General features: G+C 43.7%; 13 protein-coding genes. 8 read left to right on the top strand and 5 right to left on the bottom strand.

The genetic code is table 11. From position 1 onward, the window contains the following. Positions 1-295 precede the first annotated feature (295 nt). A complete protein-coding gene (locus tag RM556_RS09495) occupies positions 296-2,617 on the top strand; it encodes a diguanylate cyclase (RefSeq protein ID WP_311374457.1) in 2,322 nt (773 codons plus the stop codon). Between the two features lie 48 nt (positions 2,618-2,665). Here the strand turns inward: RM556_RS09495 and RM556_RS09490 are convergent, their stop codons facing one another. The 3 genes from RM556_RS09490 to RM556_RS09480 all read right to left on the bottom strand — a co-directional run bounded on the left by RM556_RS09490 (position 2,666) and on the right by RM556_RS09480 (position 5,299). Beyond that, positions 2,666-3,235, bottom strand: a complete 570-nt coding sequence (locus tag RM556_RS09490; RefSeq protein WP_311374456.1) for a DUF6436 domain-containing protein — start codon at positions 3,233-3,235, stop codon at positions 2,666-2,668. A 3-nt stretch (positions 3,236-3,238) separates the two neighbouring features. Next, positions 3,239-4,732, bottom strand: a complete 1,494-nt coding sequence (locus tag RM556_RS09485) for a methyl-accepting chemotaxis protein (RefSeq protein ID WP_311374455.1) — start codon at positions 4,730-4,732, stop codon at positions 3,239-3,241. A 156-nt stretch (positions 4,733-4,888) separates the two neighbouring features. Next, positions 4,889-5,299 carry a methylglyoxal synthase gene (locus tag RM556_RS09480; RefSeq protein WP_311374454.1) on the bottom strand — a complete coding sequence of 137 codons (411 nt, stop codon included), beginning with the start codon at positions 5,297-5,299 and terminating at the stop codon, positions 4,889-4,891. Positions 5,300-5,709: 410 nt separating this feature from the next. Between RM556_RS09480 and argC the strand changes: the two genes are divergently transcribed. From argC to RM556_RS09445, 7 genes are all read left to right on the top strand, one after another. Further along, entirely contained in the window at positions 5,710-6,750 is a 1,041-nt protein-coding gene (argC, locus tag RM556_RS09475; protein ID WP_311374453.1) for an N-acetyl-gamma-glutamyl-phosphate reductase, read from the top strand. Then, a complete protein-coding gene (argB, locus tag RM556_RS09470) occupies positions 6,741-7,568 on the top strand; it encodes an acetylglutamate kinase (protein WP_311361112.1) in 828 nt (275 codons plus the stop codon). Before argC ends, argB begins: the two co-directional genes overlap by 10 nt. Then, positions 7,568-8,503 (top strand): ornithine carbamoyltransferase, encoded by a 936-nt coding sequence (locus RM556_RS09465; protein ID WP_311361111.1) that lies wholly within the window; start codon positions 7,568-7,570, stop codon positions 8,501-8,503. The genes argB and RM556_RS09465 overlap by 1 nt, the downstream gene beginning before the upstream one ends. 67 nt (positions 8,504-8,570) lie before the next feature. Next, entirely contained in the window at positions 8,571-9,794 is a 1,224-nt protein-coding gene (locus tag RM556_RS09460) for an argininosuccinate synthase (protein WP_311361110.1), read from the top strand. A 12-nt stretch (positions 9,795-9,806) separates the two neighbouring features. Continuing rightward, complete coding sequence (gene argH, locus RM556_RS09455; RefSeq protein ID WP_311374452.1) at positions 9,807-11,192, top strand: argininosuccinate lyase; 1,386 nt, start codon at positions 9,807-9,809, stop codon at positions 11,190-11,192. 2 nt (positions 11,193-11,194) lie between these two features. Beyond that, positions 11,195-12,514 (top strand): amino-acid N-acetyltransferase, encoded by a 1,320-nt coding sequence (gene argA, locus RM556_RS09450; protein ID WP_311361108.1) that lies wholly within the window; start codon positions 11,195-11,197, stop codon positions 12,512-12,514. Next, entirely contained in the window at positions 12,515-13,096 is a 582-nt protein-coding gene (locus tag RM556_RS09445; protein ID WP_311374451.1) for a sugar O-acetyltransferase, read from the top strand. It abuts the gene before it with no gap. 43 nt (positions 13,097-13,139) lie between these two features. Here RM556_RS09445 and RM556_RS09440 read toward each other — a convergent pair whose 3' ends face one another. Continuing rightward, the gene (locus RM556_RS09440; protein ID WP_311374450.1) at positions 13,140-14,837 is read right to left on the bottom strand and encodes an NAD-dependent malic enzyme; all 1,698 of its coding nucleotides are present in this window, start codon (positions 14,835-14,837) and stop codon (positions 13,140-13,142) included. Positions 14,838-14,909: 72 nt separating this feature from the next. After that, positions 14,910-17,600 (bottom strand): PBP1A family penicillin-binding protein, encoded by a 2,691-nt coding sequence (locus tag RM556_RS09435; protein ID WP_311374449.1) that lies wholly within the window; start codon positions 17,598-17,600, stop codon positions 14,910-14,912. Between the last annotated feature and the right edge of the window lie 78 nt (positions 17,601-17,678).

The raw sequence follows: 17,678 nt of genomic DNA, 5'->3' as shown, positions 1-17,678 counted from the left end.
TGCATAATAAACCATTCAAAATTTCTTGATAATTTCCGACCAAGCTTCAACTCGATGTAAGCCTATAAAAAATATAAGTTTATTAAGTACACCTCAGGCCGTGCTTACGTATGATAATTTATAATCCTACACCACAATGTACATTGTGGGCATAAAAGAAGTACCTTTTTATCGTGGGTTATAGTATTTTTTAGAGAGACGTGAACGAAGCTTTGAACGGACTCCTTTGTTTTATTGCGACATCGGGGGACGAGCAAAGTCTCCAAAAGCTTATTGACTTTTAAGTGATGAGACTATGGCGAAACTAAAGCACGATAATCAGTTTACAAAAATTAATAAAATATTGACTAAAAATGACAATTACAGCCCGATGGTTCAGAGGGCATTAGACGACGTTGTGGTTAATGTTCAAGCAAAGATAGACATTTATCAAGTGTCGATAGGGATGGTCGAGAGCAAAGAAGTAAAAATTGTAAGCAATATTGGAGGTTGCAACGAGTCCGCTGATTTAAGTAAACAGCTTTGTGCAAAAACGATAGAATTAAATGACGTTTTAAACATAGACAAAATCAGTTCATATGATCTCAAATTGGACGTAGATACGCAGAATGAGACTTTAAAAAAACTGGGTTTTATAGGCGTGCCAATAAGAAGAAATGAAAAAGCCGTTGGCGCGCTATTTCTTCTCTGTGATAGCTCAAATAATATTAACGATGAGCAGCTTGAATATCTACAAGCTAAAGCTGATGCAATCACTATCGCATTAACCGCAGGCAACTTTTCCAAGCAGTTCATGATTGAACATAATTTACTATCCCAAGGTCCGATAAGTAGCTTGATTGTCGATTCAAAGCCAGGCTGGCCAATAATCTTTGTTTCTGCTAACTGTTATTCCCTACTCGGTGCTGATTCTAAGGCGGATAGACAATACTTTCGCCTAGATGATTTTATTCACCCCGATCATAAAACAACATTTAAACGCAGCTTGAATTTCCATCGAACAACTGAAATCCAAGATCTTGAAACCGAATACGACGTGGTACTTGCGAATGGAGAACGAAAAAGTATTCGACAGGTTAGCTTCGGTGAGTACTCAAATACAGGAGCGCTGCTTTATGTTCGCCTATACCTTATTGACCAAACGAATCAAAAAGAACTAGAAGTTCGATTACGAAAAGTAAAAGAAAGATCCTCGTTAATCATTGAAACATTAGATTTAGCCACTTGGGATTTGGACCCAATATCTAACTTTACTCAAGTTAATCATCGTTGGTACCAGATGATAGGACTCAATTTTGAAGACCAAGAACCCGCCAAGAATGTTTGGGATCGGCGTATTCATCCACTTGACAAAAAACGAGTGACGGAAGAGTTGGAGGAGTTGAAGGTAGGAAAACGAGACGTTCTTAATCAAATATATAGAATTAGGCATGAATCAGGCAATTGGATTTGGGTTGAAGGCTTTGGCAAAACAGTTGAATACAATGCAGAGGGTAAGCCTTCGAGGATCATCGGGACTCAGCGAGATGTTACGGAGCAGCACCAAGCCAAGATAATTCGCCAGAAACAAGATTCTCTTGTTGCGCTTATGAGTAAAGCGCAAGAGATATTTCTTGAAGAAAGTGATTTGCGGGCCGCATGTTCGTCTATTTTTGAATCTTTATTAGATTTAGCTGAGAGCGAATTCGGTTTTATTGGTGAGCGTATTACTAACGAGAAAGGTGAAGTGGCCCTGAAAATACAAGCTATCTCAGATATTAGCTGGGATACCCAGAGTAAGGAGCTATATTCAAGGTATGTAAACGATGGTTTGGTTTTTGAAAATTTAGACAACCTTTTTGGACGAGTCATCACTACCGAAAATGAAGTGATATCAAATGATGTAGCCAAAGATGCGCACTCATCAGGCACACCTAAGGGACACCCTGATATGGATTGTTTCTTAGGTTTGCCAATCAAATTCGATGGTGTTGTGTACGGCATGATTGGACTCGCCAATAGAGTTGTCGGTTATGACCGTGAACTCATCGACTTCCTTAAACCATTATTAGCAAACTTAGGCCTGCTAATGCGGGTTAGGGGTATTGAAGCCGCCCGTGTAAATGCTGAGCGTGAATTACAATCTTTGGCTACTACCGACGAGTTGACTCAACTACCAAATAGGCGTGTTTTCACAACACAAATAGAGAGCGCACATCAGCTATTTAAACGCTACGGTGAAAACTTCTGTGTTGCTATTCTTGATATTGATTACTTTAAGTCAGTTAACGATTCGTTTGGCCATGATGCTGGAGATGAGGTCCTAAAGCTTTTTTCTAATATATTATTAGACGGGAAAAGAGCTAGCGATATGATTGTGCGATATGGAGGCGAAGAGTTTGCGTTACTCGCACCGAAAAGTTCAATTGAAGAAGCAACTATTGCATGTGAACGAATTAGAAGTGACATTGAAAAAAGCGACTTTAGTCAGTTCACACAAGATAGACAGATAACGGTTAGTATTGGTTTAACACAAAATGTAGCAGAGGATGAGTCTGTTGACGAAATAATAAAACGTGCTGACTCCGCACTTTACAAAGCAAAAGAAAGCGGCAGAAATAGAGTTGAAACCTTATAGAAGGTACTATCGTCGGTTTCAATAATCTTAATGTAAAGAGGATTAAGCCTAGTCTGGCCACCTTAAGGGTTTAGACACTTCACAATAACAACCTTCTGCTTCGCTTTGAATATACGCTTTTTCAGATGGATTCTCTTGTGCAAAATATGCATCGATTTTTTCATCGACCAGTCCTGAGTTTTCAAAACAACCAAAGCCGCTCGAGTATGGTCCAAAGTAGACTAAATCTCCTTGTTGATTCGTCACAATGACAGCGGGTGTTGAAGGTATAAATTGTTGAAGGTTCGGATGCTCTCGGATGTCCAGTTGCTGGTAGCCTACATCATTGCTCTGTGCCCATAAATTTAGGCTATTACGGTGAGACTCGCTCAAGCGCTCGCAAAAACAATCCCCTTGGAAAACATGATATATTTGGCCTATGTTCGCGCGGTTTATTTCTGACAATGGTAAGAGTTCAGTAAATTCATCCTCGAACGATAAAGACATGATCGCTTCAGATAACTGCAATTTTGGGTCAAATTCAGTGAACTTATTTGTGCCCACCCAATTCACTGCAAACAAGGCCGCAGCAAACCAAATGAGCGCGATAACGATATAAACCCAACGAGCTAGAAGCATTATCTATACTTTAAAGTGTTTTAGTTGCTCACTTAACTCGCCGGCAAGTATATATAAATCATTCACCTCATCCTTCAAACTTTGAACCTGCAGCTTTTCATCACTAAACATTTGGTATAACTCTTCAGCGGACAAGCTAATTGACTCAGACGTTTGGGCCTGCTCGGTTGCAGCACCTGCTACCGTCGTAACATTGTCACTCACCTCATTAATGCCCTTAAGTACAGACGCCATATTGCCAGAGGCCTCGGTAGATGATTCAACTGCTCTTTCCACCATAAGCACACAATCGTCCATATTGGTAACAGAGTGATTTGCACTTTCAGTTAGCTGGCTGGTAATCAATTCTATCTCTTCGGCACTTTCTTTCGATTTGATAGCTAAGTTACGTACCTCATCTGCGACCACAGCGAAGCCTCTGCCATGTTCACCCGCACGGGCCGATTCTATTGCAGCATTAAGCGCCAGCAGGTTCGTCTGCTCGGCTACGGATTTAATTGACTGCATCACGTCGGAAATGTTGGTGCATTTAGCACTCAAATCGCCTATGGCTTGAGACGTTGTTTGTAGCGTTGATTTTAACTGTGCAATATTGCTACCAGACTCATCAATAGACCGACGTGTTTCGCCTGTATTTTCTCTTGCTTGTTCTGCTATTTGATTAGCACTTTGAGATAAGCTAGCAACATCACCGATGCTCGCCGTGATATTTTGCATTGCCGTCGATATCGTGCTGACCTGGTTGTTCTGCTCATCAACAGAGTTGTCGAGGTCATCCGATGAACGTTTGACTTTTTCAACAACTTGGTTGAGTTTGACGCCGACGGCATTTACCTTATCAATAAGCGCTTTGAAGCCCATTATCATGCTATTAAAATCACTTAACATCGGATGCTCAACTACATTGGAGCTGTGTAAATTGAACTGACCCGAGTCGGTAGTTATGCGAAGTACCGATTTACGCAGTATGTCTGAGGCAATCGCTTCATTATGACTGCGATGTGCCATAACCCCCATGACCACGCCTTCTGCAACAGCAAACAATGCGTGGATGACGAGAATGTAAAAGAAAACGCGGTTCGCCTCGAAGATAAAGACACCACCACCTTGGCTTTGGATAATGAAAAACAAAATATGGTGAACGGCAACCGTCAATGTACTGGAAACAACCACCTTCCAATCACGGAAGAAAATCAGAAATGCAAGGACAACGAACACTTCGAAGTGCATTTCAGTCATGCCATACGCTTGCTGAATATGTAGCGCAGTCATAAGCTGTGTTGCTATTCCGATGACGTGCCTACTCAGCGCCGAATGGGCTTGTGTGATGCTAAGAAATATAGGGAGCGCAATGATCGGAATACCAATCAGAAATGGTGTGAGCAGATCATCAGTAATAAATCCAATTAAGACAGCAATGGCAAATTGGACGACCAATATCCATCTAAATATCTTGTGTGCCTGAAGTGTCCACGTATAGTGTTTTTCTGCGTTCATAATTCGCTTTTCCAATACATAAGAGTGTGCCTTGCTATCATCAAGTTTACTCAAATTTCAAGTAAGTGGCGATGTCAGCAAAAGCTCGCTTTTTTATGGGGTCTGTAACAGGTTATCGACAGAATCGCATATTGGTTGATAATTTCTACCACTTTTTTAGTATTGAGGTAACTCAGGCTTAAAATCCGGGTCGTGAAATAGCGGTGAACTGATTATCATATCAGCCGTTGCCAAATTACATGCTACTGGTACATTCCATACAGAACAAAGTCTAAGCAAGGCTTTAACGTCTGGATCATGTGGAGCTGGATTCATGGGGTCCCAAAAGAACACCAGTACGTCCAGCGCCTGCTCTGCAATCAAGGCACCAATTTGTTGATCCCCACCTAAGGGCCCACTTTTAAAACACCGAACATGTAAACCCACTTCTTTTGTCAGTAATCCTCCTGTTGTGCCCGTAGCAACGAGATCGAGGTTCTCTAGGTGCATTTTGTGCTTTTTCGCCCATGCAATTAAATCAGGCTTTTTATGGTCATGTGCTACTAATGCTATTGTTTTATTTGGCATTTTTGATCTTACCTTGTTGGTCTAATGACAAGCATGCTTCTACTTTCAGCATAATATAATTGTGACGACGACGATAGAAAAATTCGCTCAGCTTGCAAAAAAGATTAATTATACATTTTTATTGAATATTTATTCACAATGATTTACTCTACACAAAGTTAAGTTATTCTGGCGATGAACTATGTTTCATCCTTACCAATCGAGTTTACAAAGTGACTGTGATTAATATTAAATTTTTATTAAAACCAATAAAATTAATTAACCCTCCCTCGTATTGTGATGCAATACGCGGTCGACGATATTAGTGCTAATGTAAGACGCCCTCGTCGACGTTCGTCTCTTACTTCCAATGCTATATAAATATGGGTTGGAAGTGAGGGAATTTTTTCTCCATATTTTAAGACTCAATTATGTTATCAAGCTGTGTTATCGGTGCTAGTGGTTATACCGGCGCTGAACTTATTAAAATTATTCATCAGCATCCAGAGTTTGACTTGGCTGCTTGTTTTGTCTCACAAGGCAGCAGCGACGCCAACAAACTTATCGGTGAGGTGCATGCGGTTTTGGGTGGCCAAGGTCTAGGGTCTAAAGATCGTTTGCAGATGCAGGAACTTGCCCCCGCACGTTTAAGTGAACTCGCCAATACCTACGATGCTATTTTTTTAGCCACGCCACATGAAGCAAGTCATGACTGGGCTGCCGCCTTGTTAAAAGGTAGCGCCAAAATATTCGACCTTTCTGGCGCATTTCGCTTACCCGACGCAGCGGTATTCGCCAAGTACTATGGGTTCCAACATGAACACCCTGAAGTGCAAAAAAAGGCGGTTTACGGTCTTGCTGAATGGTATGAAAACGAAATTAAACAAGCAAAACTCATTGCTGTCCCTGGTTGTTATCCAACCGCCTCTCTTTTGGCATTAAAACCACTCAGTGACGCAAATTTAGTAAAACCGGGACATCGTCCGGTGATCAATGCGACCTCAGGTGTCAGTGGTGCGGGTAAAAAACCGAGTGCAACGACTAGCTTTTATGAAGTGAGTTTACAGGCCTATGGCGTGCTGGGCCACAGACACACACCTGAAATAGATAATTATGCACAAACTCAAGTTATCTTCACGCCTCATCTAGGGCAGTTTAAGCGAGGTATTCTAGCCACTGTCACGGTCGCATTAAAAGAGGGTATCTCTGCAACTCAAGTGGCGCAGGCTTATGAAAAGCAATATGCCGACAAGGCACTCATTCGGCTCCGTAATTCATGGCCAAAAGTAGATGACGTTGCAAACACACCATTCTGTGATATTTGCTGGAAGTTCGACGAAGATAGTGGTTACTTAGTCGTCTCTTCAGCGATAGATAACTTATTGAAAGGCGCTGCCTCTCAAGCTGTGCAATGTGCAAACCTAGCCTTTGACTTCCCTTCCCAGACTGGACTCATTAGCTCATGGACATAAATTCAACCAACATCGTACTTAAAGTCGGTGGTAATTTCTTTGAAGATACCCTGGCCCAAAGCTCTTTTTTCAAGGCGGTTTCTGAACTCAAAAAACAGGGATACAACATCGCTATCGTGCATGGCGGAGGCTCACAACTGCAAACCCAGTTGACGGCCTTAGGTTTTGAATCCAAAAAACACAATGGCTTACGTATTTCACCAGACGAACAAATGCCCGCAGTAGCAGGTGTTTTAGCAGGCACGCTCAACAAGCAATTGGTTTGCATGGCAATGCAGCATGGGCTGTCCGGTGTAGGTATCGCCTTGTGTGACGGTAATTTAGCTCATTGCACGGAAGTAGATAGCACGCTGGGTGCCGTTGGTTATCCACATCCTAAAAGTGCAAAACTCTTACACCAACTAATGCATGCCAATCTAACGCCTATTATTTGCTCTATCGGTAGCAATAATGAAGGACGTTTGTTTAATGTGAATGCGGATCAAGCTGCCACCTGCGTCGCTTCTTTACTTTATGCCGACTTGTTTTTGCTATCCGATGTAGCAGGCGTTTTAGATGCACAAAAAAATCGTATCACACAACTCAATCATCAAACGATTAGCGAACTTACTGCTAACGGAGTCATTGCTGACGGTATGGTAGTAAAAGTGAAAGCGGCACAAGAAGCTGCAAATACCTTACATAAGCCCGTCACCATTGGTAGTTGGTCTGAAGTGAGCAAGTTGCTAGCAGACCTAAAGGAAGCCCAAGGTCAAAACGCAGAATGCGGCCTAAATACTGGTACACAGATCTTACCCGCAAAGGGAGTTAATGAATAATGAAGGACAATACCATGCAAGATTTATTGAGTTTTAGCGATTGGTCACCGCAATCTATGCAAAACCTGCTCGCACTAGCACTTGATTTAAAACAATATCCTGAGAAATATGGAAAGCCACTCGCTGGTAAGTCGGTTGTTGCGATTTTTGAAAAACCGTCGTTACGAACGCGTGTGAGTTTTGATATCGGCGTGAACAAATTAGGCGGTCATTTAGTGTATGTAGATAGCCAAGGCTCCCCTTTAAAAGATCGAGAAGATCCAGTAGACGTCGGTGCAAATTTAGCATGTTGGGCAGATGCTATCGTTTCTCGCGTATACGAGCATCAAACCTTAGTCGATTTGGCGAAAGGGGCAAATATACCAGTCATCAACGCCCTGTGCGATTTATACCATCCATGTCAGGCACTTGCCGACTATCTTGGGATGCACGAAAAACTCGGTGAGTTAAAAGGCAAAACCATGGCGTATATCGGTGATGGCAACAATGTGACTCATTCACTATTGATTGTAGGCGCTTTGTTAGGTGTCAATCAAACTGTCATTACTCCAAAAGGCTTCGAAATATCATCTAAAATCGCCAAACATGCTGCTAAATTGGCCTATGAGAATGGTGTTGATTTAACTATTGCCAATTCCATTGAAGAATTAGGACAGGCCGATATTTTGTATACCGATACGTGGCTTTCAATGGGCGATGATACACCTTTGTCAGAAATAAAAGAAAAGTTTGCTCCGTTCCAAGTAAATGAACGTTTAATGAAAAAAGCCGGCGCAAGCTATGTAATGCACTGCCAACCAGCCCACCGAGATCTTGAAATTACCGGCTCTTTGATGGACAGTGAGCAATCATTACTTATGTTACAAGCAGAAAACAGAATGCATGCGCAAAATGCGATACTCGCTAGCTTGATCGGCGGTGTCACCCTAGCGTAATGTTGAACGCATAAATTATAGAATAAAGTAAGTTGAGCCTATTTAGGGTTCGTATTGAGGAAGAGAAATGGCTTTAAGCAACAACAAAAATCAAATAAAGAAAGTGGTACTTGCATATTCAGGTGGCTTAGACACTTCTGCAATTATGCCTTGGCTAAAAGAAAACTATGATTGTGAAGTCGTTGCATTTGCTGCTGATGTTGGTCAAGGCGATGAAGAGCTAGAAGGGCTTCATGACAAAGCAATCGCCTCTGGTGCAAGTGAATGTCATATTGTCGACTTGAAAGAAGAGTTTGTGCGTGACTTTATCTATCCGACCATAATGACGGGTGCGGTATATGAAGGTGAATATTTGCTGGGTACATCTATGGCTCGCCCTGTGATAGCCAAAGCACAAGTGGAAGTTGCCAGAAAAGTGGGAGCAGACGCGCTCAGCCACGGTTGTACAGGTAAGGGGAACGATCAAGTCCGTTTCGAGGGGGCCTTTGCTGCACTTGCGCCTGACCTGCAAGTTATCGCGCCATGGCGTGAGTGGGACATGGTATCGCGTGAAGACTTACTCGATTACCTCGCCAGTAGAAATATTGCGACAACCGCATCTGCAACCAAAATTTATAGCCGCGATGCGAATGCTTGGCATATCTCACACGAAGGTGGCGAATTAGAGGACCCATGGTGTGAACCCACTAAACAAGTGTGGACAATGACCACGGATCCGGAAGATGCACCAAATAAACCAGAAAGGGTTTCTTTGAGCTTCTCAGAGGGTCGTTTGACTCATGTTAATGGCAAGGCCTTATCGCCTTATCAAGCTTTAGTTGAATTGAACACCCTTGCTGCACCTCATGGCGTTGGTCGAATTGACATTGTTGAAAATCGCCTAGTAGGCATGAAATCTCGTGGCTGCTATGAAACACCGGGCGGCACGGTGATGATGAAAGCATATAAAGCGCTTGAAAGCCTAGTGCTTGATAAATCAGCACTAAAATACCGCGAACAAATTGGTCTGGAATTCGCGCATGTGATGTATGACGGACGCTGGTTTACTGCATTAAATGATTCATTGCTCGCGGGCGCTGAAAGCTTTGCCAAACTCGTCACCGGTGAGATCGTCATTAAACTATACAAAGGACAAGCAACGGTTGTACAAAGACAGTCGCCTAACAGCTTATATTCTGAAGACTTTGCGACTTTCGGCGCGGACGATGTATATGACCAAAGTCATGCTGAAGGCTTCATTCGTTTGTTTAGCCTCTCTAGCAGAATCAAAGCACTCAAACAACAAGGGTAAAGGACAAACATAATGGCATTATGGGGTGGTCGCTTCCAAGCTGGAAGCAGTGATATGTTCAAACAAGTGAATGATTCTTTACCGTTTGATTACGTTATGGCGGTGGAAGATATTTGGGGTTCAATTATTTGGTCTCGTGCGCTCAAAGAAGCTGGTGTATTAAGCGATAGTGAGCAACAACAACTTGAAGATTCGCTTAATGCATTAAAACAGAAAGCTGAAAATGGCGAATTAGACTTTGCTAACTCTCCTGAAGAAGACATTCATAGTTTTGTAGAGGCCGCGCTAACTGCTGAGTTGGGCGATATCGGTAGAAAACTACATACTGGTCGTAGCCGAAATGACCAGGTAGCGACCGACTTTAGATTGTGGTGTCGTTCACATTTAAGCTCGTTGAAAACCGATTGTTTACAGGTAATCCGCGCTCTACTTAAAGTAGCTGCTCGTCATGAAAATGCGATCATTCCTGGCTATACACATTTGCAACGCGCTCAGCCCGTTTATTTTGCACATTGGTGTTTAGCCTATGTTGAAATGCTAAAACGTGATGTGAGTCGAATTGAAGACCTACAAAAGCGTCTTAATCAATGTCCTTTGGGTTCCGGTGCGCTAGCTGGCACCACGTTCGCAGTAGATCGTCACTCAATCGCAGCACAATTAGGATTTGATTCGCCCTGTTTAAACAGCTTAGACGCAGTCTCAGATCGTGATTTTGTGTTGGAATTGTTGTTCAATGCCAGCACAAGCATGATGCACCTTTCACGTATGGCAGAAGATCTTATTTTCTATAACAGTGGAGAAGCAGGCTTCTTACAACTTGGCGATTCAGTTACGTCAGGTTCTTCTTTAATGCCGCAGAAAAAGAATCCTGATGCTCTAGAGCTCATGCGTGGTAAATGTGGCCGTGTATTTGGTAATTTACAAGCATTGCTGGTCACCATGAAAGGCCTACCTTTGGCATATAACAAAGACATGCAAGAAGATAAAGAAGGCGCTATTGATAGCGTTAACCAATGGCATATTTGTTTGTGTATTGCAGTGGAAGTATTAGATAGCCTCTCGTTAAATGAAGAACGTTGCAGACAAGCCGCGCAACAAGGCTACGCAAACGCCACTGAACTTGCTGACTATCTGGTCGCAAAAGGGATCCCATTTAGAACAGCGCACGACATTTCTGGGCAAGCCGTGGTGCTCGCCCTCAGTGAAAAGAAAGCGCTAGAAGATCTTAGTTTGGAACAGTTAAGACAAGTTCACGAGCAAATCGACGAAGATGTCTACCCAATGCTAGAACTTGAGTCTGTCTTGAACAAGCGTAATGTGCTCGGCGGCACCAACAAGGAGCTCGTCACTCAAGCACTTTATGTTGAACTAGAACGCCTCGATCAATTGGATGACTAGGTATGGCCTTATCTGATTCTGAAAGCGTTCGTCTATTTAGAAGCTCTGCCCCCTATATCAATGCGCATCGAGGCAAAACCTTTGTGATCATGTTCGGTGGTGAAGCCATTGAGTCTGAGAACTTTGCGAAGATCATTCAGGATATCGCCTTGTTGAATAGCTTGGGCGTAAAATTGGTAATCGTACATGGCGCTCGTCCGCAAATTGAGAAGCGTCTGGCCATTCATAATAAGGCCTCTCGCTTCAAAGACGGAATTCGGGTAACAGACAAAGAGACCTTAGAATGTGTTAAAGATGCTGCTGGCAGCTTACGAAGCCAAATAGAAGCTCTGCTCACAATGGGTTTACCTAATTCACCCATGCACGGATCTCAAATAAGAGTTTGCTCAGGCAATTTAGTGGTAGCCAAGCCATACGGTGTGCAAGATGGCGTTGATTTTGAAAACACTGGCGTCGTGCGCAGAATTGATGTTCAAGGCCTGAATGATCACTTAGACGATGGTTCTATCGTGCTTCTCTCGCCCATGGGTTACTCTCCTACCGGTGAAGTATTTAATCTCTCGCACGAAGACGTTGCCACCAAGGCTGCAATTGCCCTAAAAGCAGACAAAATCATTACCTTTTCTGAATCAGACGGTATTTTTAATAAAAGCGGCAAGCTTCTGAGAACCACCGAACTCAACACAATGAAAAAGGAAGTCGCCCTAGGCAACATTGTTGCAGAAGATACCTGCCTAACAGCGATGTTGGCTTCGGTTGAAGCCGGTGTTCAACGGGCGCATTGTGTGAATTACAAGACCGATGGCGTGCTGCTAAAGGAACTTTTCACTCGCGATGGCGCGGGTTCACTGGTACTACAAAATCATTATGAGCAACTTAGAACGGCGACGATCGACGACGTTGGCGGGATTTTAAAGCTAATAAAGCCATTAGAAGAGAGCGGTGCCTTAGTTAAGCGCTCTCGCGAACGCTTAGAACAGGAAATTGATAAGTTCACGATAATCGTACGAGACGGAATGATCATCGCATGTGCTGCACTTTATTTATATCCTGAAGATGCTTGCGGGGAATTAGCGTGTGTTGCCACACATCATGATTATCGTGGTGCCAATCGGGGTGAAAGACTACTGGACGAAATCCGTAAAAAGGCCATACTGAGTGGCTTACAAAAAGTGTTTGTGTTAACAACAGTCACAGGCCATTGGTTCCTTGAGCAAGGCTTTGAGGAAAAACACATCGAAGACTTACCCGCTGGGAAAAAAGAAATGTACAACTTCACACGTAACAGCAAAGTGTTCATGCTGTCATTGTTTCCAAACTAAATGACAAGCTTAAGCGAAAAAGAAAAGATGTTGCAGGGTATGGAGTATTTCCCTAGCGACAAAGCGTTATTTGCAGACCGAGAAAGCGCAAAAGCCCTCTGTCATGAATTTAACCTCTTTGATATTACTGACAGAAAAGGCAGCCGTGCGCTAATTAAACGACTGGTCGGTAGATATGCTGGGGCGTGGATAGAGCCACCATTTTATTGTGATTACGGCTATAACATCAAATTGGGTAAGAACTTCTATGCCAATCACGGATTAGTCATCTTAGATGGCGCCAAAGTGAGCTTTGGCGATGACGTCATGATTGCGCCTGGCGTACTCATTTCAACAGCGACTCATCCACTGGATCCCATCAAGCGAACAAAGGGTTTGGAGACAGCCAATCCGATTACTGTTGGTAACAAGGTATGGATAGGGATGGGGGCTAAGATTCTAGACGGTGTGACTATTGGCGATAACGCGGTCATTGCGGCCGGTGCAGTGGTCAATAAGGACGTCGCGGCCAATACGGTCGTTGCTGGTGTCCCCGCCTCCGTTATAAAAACCATAGACGAAACGCATAAAAAAAGCGACTAGGCCCTAGTCGCTTCACTCTTTATTCAAACCAAGAACACACTGCTTAAATACTTACACGTTTGTAAGGGCGGTATTCGGCTTTCCAGAAGTTATTTTCAATACGTTGTTCAAGAAGCTCATCAGGGATAGTCAATGCTAACTCTTGATCCATAGCCACCTTGGCGACAGCAAAAGCTATCTTTCGACTCAGTCTTCCGATTTCAGTCAATGGCGGTAGCAACTCTCCATTCGGATCGGTCACCATCGGCGACGCATCGGCAAGTGCATTGCTCGCTGCCATTAACATTTCATCACTAATGATACGCGCCTTGGAAGCAATGACACCCAAACCAATACCAGGAAAGATATAAGAATTATTACATTGTGCTATCGGGAATATTCTGTCTTTATAAGCCACCGGCTTAAATGGACTGCCCGTTGCAATGACTACGTTCCCATCAGTCCATTCAATCACTTGCTCTGGACGTGCTTCAACTTGTCGAGATGGGTTACTCAATGGAAAAATAATCGGCTTCTCACAAGATTGCGCCATCGCTGTAATGACTTGCTCAGTAAACAAACCGGGTTGTCCAGACACACCAATGAGAATATCGGGTTTCGCGCAATGAACAACATCTAGTAGCGACGCGTACTCACCACTATAACTCCAGTCACTTAAGGCATCTTTGGGCTGCTGCAAGGCGGCTTGGAAATCACGCAGCCCTTCCATACCTTCGGTTAATAGACCAAAGCGGTCAATCATGAAAACATGTCTACGCGCTTGAGCATCGGACAGACCCTCAAAGACCATCTGCTGGACCAACATTTCTGCAATACCACAGCCTGCCGAGCCAGAACCGACAAAGACTACATTCATATCGGATAGCTTAGCGTTTCGAACGCGACACGCAGCGAGTATAGTGCCCAATGTCACCGCCGCGGTTCCCTGAATGTCATCATTGAAACAACACACATTTGAACGATACTTTTGAAGTAAAGGCATCGCATTCGGCTGAGCGAAATCTTCAAACTGGATCATGACTTCTGGCCAACGTCTTTGCACAGCAGATATAAACATATCTAAAAACTCATCGTACTGTTCTTGGCTGATACGCTCGTGCCTAGCCCCCATATACATTGGGTCATTCAGTAGTTTCTGATTGTTCGTTCCGACGTCTAGCATGACAGGTAAGGTATAGGCTGGGCTGATACCACCGCAAGCGGTATACAAAGATAGCTTCCCGATAGGAATACCCATTCCGCCAATTCCTTGGTCACCCAAGCCCAGAATGCGCTCGCCATCGGTCACGACGATGACTTTAACTTTGCGCTTTGTAGCATTGCGCAAAATGTCGTCCATTAAGTGACGCTCTTCATAACTAATGAATAAGCCGCGCGACGAACGATAAATATCAGAGAAACTTTCACATGCATCGCCTACCGTTGGGGTATAGATGATCGGCATCATTTCGTCGATGTGGGCCTGCAACAGACGATAGAACAAGGTTTCGTTGTTATCTTGGATAGCACGTAAGTAAATGTGCTTATTCAGTGGGTTTTCGAAGCCTTTGTATTGCTTGTACGCCCGTGATACTTGTTCTTCTATCGTTTCGTAGCGTGGAGGAAGCAAACCCAATAAATTAAAGCTTTTACGTTCTTTTTCAGTAAACGCACTCCCTTTGTTTAGAAGTGGCGTTTCTAATAGAGAGGGACCCGCATGCGGGATATATAGATGATTGTGCTGACTTTGATTGTCGCTCATTCGTTAATTCTCTTATCTGCCGTGTGTTTAATAGTAATTGTTGTACGAAGTCAAAAAACAACCGTCGATGACTTAAAATATCTCTTCAATTTCAGGTTGTTTCTTCTTCTCTTCGTCTATTGGTAATGATAACTCATCATCCACCACATAAGTGGTAGGCTCAGTTCCCGCCCTGAAATACTCGAACATCGAAGTATGGTCATTACGACGGGTAAGCTTGCCTGTTTTGCGGTCGATCCTAACACGCACAATACCATCTGGGATCTGTTTAATGACTTCGTCCTTATCTTCCAAGACTGCTTGCATAAAACGTATCCATGCAGGCTGTGCGCCTTTTGCTCCGTCTTCAACCCCTATCATGGCGTTACCAATCCAGTTAAATTTTTCAGGATTCTTATTGATCAGATTTTGGTTGCGAGAAGTTCTACCTAATTGACGCGAAGCATCATCAAAGCCAACCCAGGAAGTGGCTACTAAATTACCCGCAAAACCACTAAACCAGGTATCTTTCGAGTCATTCGTTGTACCTGTTTTACCGCCAATGTCCTCTCGTTGTAGCAAGTTTCTAGCACGCCAACCTGTTCCCAACCAATAGGTTTTATTATTCCAGTTACCATTTGCACGCACCGCACTGCGCATCATTTCGGTGACCAAAAAAGCCGTTTGTGCGCTAATCACTCGCTCCGCTGAGCGTTTTTCTTGCGTTGGATCACCCTTTGTATCGCCAAACTGGTTAAACTCAGCGGCCAATTGCGCTTCAATATCTTCTTCACTGAGCTCGACGTTCTCTTGTATGCTTTCATCGCTTATGCACGGTTCGCAGGCATGAACCGGGTTAGCCTGCCATATCACTTCATCTAAATCATTTTCAATGCGATCAATAAAATAAGGACGAACAGCAAATCCGCCGTTTGCTAGCGTCGCAATGCCTGTGACAACCTCTAGCGGTGTGTGTGAACCCGAGCCGAGTGACAGCGTTTCGTCTCGAGGGATGTCGTCTTTGTCGAAACCAAATCGGGTTAAATAGTCTACTGTTTGGTCTAAGCCGACTCCTCGTAACAAACGCACAGAGACAACGTTTTTAGACATGCCTAACGCGACACGCATACGAATCGGTCCATCATATATGGCTGGCGAATTTTGTGGACGCCAAGCAACACCCGAACTCGCATCCCATTGATTTATAGGAGCATCGTTAATAATACTGGCAATATTGTAGCCATTATCGATAGCGGCTGAGTAAACAAAAGGTTTGATGTTTGAACCCACCTGACGCTTCGCTTGTGTCGCGCGATTGAACTGACTGTGATAGAAACTATAACCCCCAACCACGGCCTGTACAGCGCCATTTTCTGGATTCAATGCGACTAAGGCACCACTCGCATCTGGGAATTGTCCGAGTTGCCACACGTCATCTTGAGCTCGCTTTCGGATATATATCAGCATACCTTCTTGCAGGATATCTGAAGCCAGTTCGGGGTCTTCTCCTTGCGCTTGATCGCTAATATACGGTCGAGCCCAATCTAAACCGTCCCACGTCAATTCAATACGTTCACCCTCAGCTATGATGACGCTTGCTGAGCGTTCTTGCACGGCTAGCACAACCGCTGGCACGAGAGGTGCAATTTCTTCCACGCTATCAAGATACGCTGTGATTTTTTCTTCTGACCACGCGTCTGGATTAAATAGTGGCGAGTCCTCGAGCAAGGCATCTTGGCTGCTCTCTGTGTTCGCCAGAGGTGGGGTTTCAGTACTTACCGGTTCGACTTCAAGTGGCGGTAAGGCAGGCCATAACTGAGCTAAAGGACCTCGGTAACCGTGCCTTTCGTCATAGTCATGTAGGTTTTGTATTACCGCTTCTTGTGCTGCCTTCTGGATTGCATATGGCGCTGTCGCGTACACATTAAAACCGCTAGTTTCAGCAATTTCCTTACCGTAAATTTCAACCATTTCATTGTAGATAAGATCAGCAAGATAAGGTGCATCTAAAGCCAATTCAGCACCATGTTTCTTAGCACTTACAGGGGCTTGCGCAGCTTCATCAAACTGTTGACGTGTAATATAGCCTTCATCTAGCATGCGCAACAACACAATGCGACGACGCTCCTTCGAACGCTCAGGACGACTTATAGGATTCAAGGTTGACGGGGCTTGTGGCAGACCCGCAAGGGTTGCAATTTGTGCAAGATTCAGCTCGTTAAGGTTTTTACCATAATAGACTTGCGCAGCTGCACCAAAGCCAAATGCCCGATGACCTAGTTCAACCTTATTTAGATATAATTCAAGAATTTGCTCTTTGCTTAACTCTTGTTCCATGTGTAAGGCAATAAATAATTCACGTATTTTTCGGCTGAACTTTTTCTCGCGTGTTAAAAAGAATCCGCGAGCCATCTGCATGGTTAAGGTGCTTGCTCCCTGCCCTCTTTCCCCCGTTACAACCAAGTTGATAAAAGCCCTCACAACCCCGATTGGATCCACGCCGATATGATCATAAAAACGGCTATCTTCCGTGGCGATCAAGGCCTGTACCAAGGTCTCGGGGACATCATCAAGGGAAACAGGTATTCTTCTTTTCACGCCATATTGGGAGATTAACTTGCCATCAGCTGTGAAGATTCGCATAGGTGTTTGTAGCTTTACCTCACGCAAAACTTCGACACTAGGAAGTTCCGGTTTGAGATAAAAATACATACCTATGATGCTAATGACACCTAGAAAAGCGCAGATAATGGTCAGTAATATAAGTCTCTTGATTAACTTCACGGTATTGTTTTCACATTTATTAATTGGGCCAAAACACTCAATTTTTATACCTAGGTGTCGTTAACAGAACCATACAGT

Origin of the sequence: Alteromonas sp. W364 (assembly GCF_031846205.1) — a bacterium.
GTDB lineage: Bacteria > Pseudomonadota > Gammaproteobacteria > Enterobacterales > Alteromonadaceae > Glaciecola > Glaciecola blandensis.
This window is presented reverse-complemented; position numbering and strand designations above follow the sequence as displayed.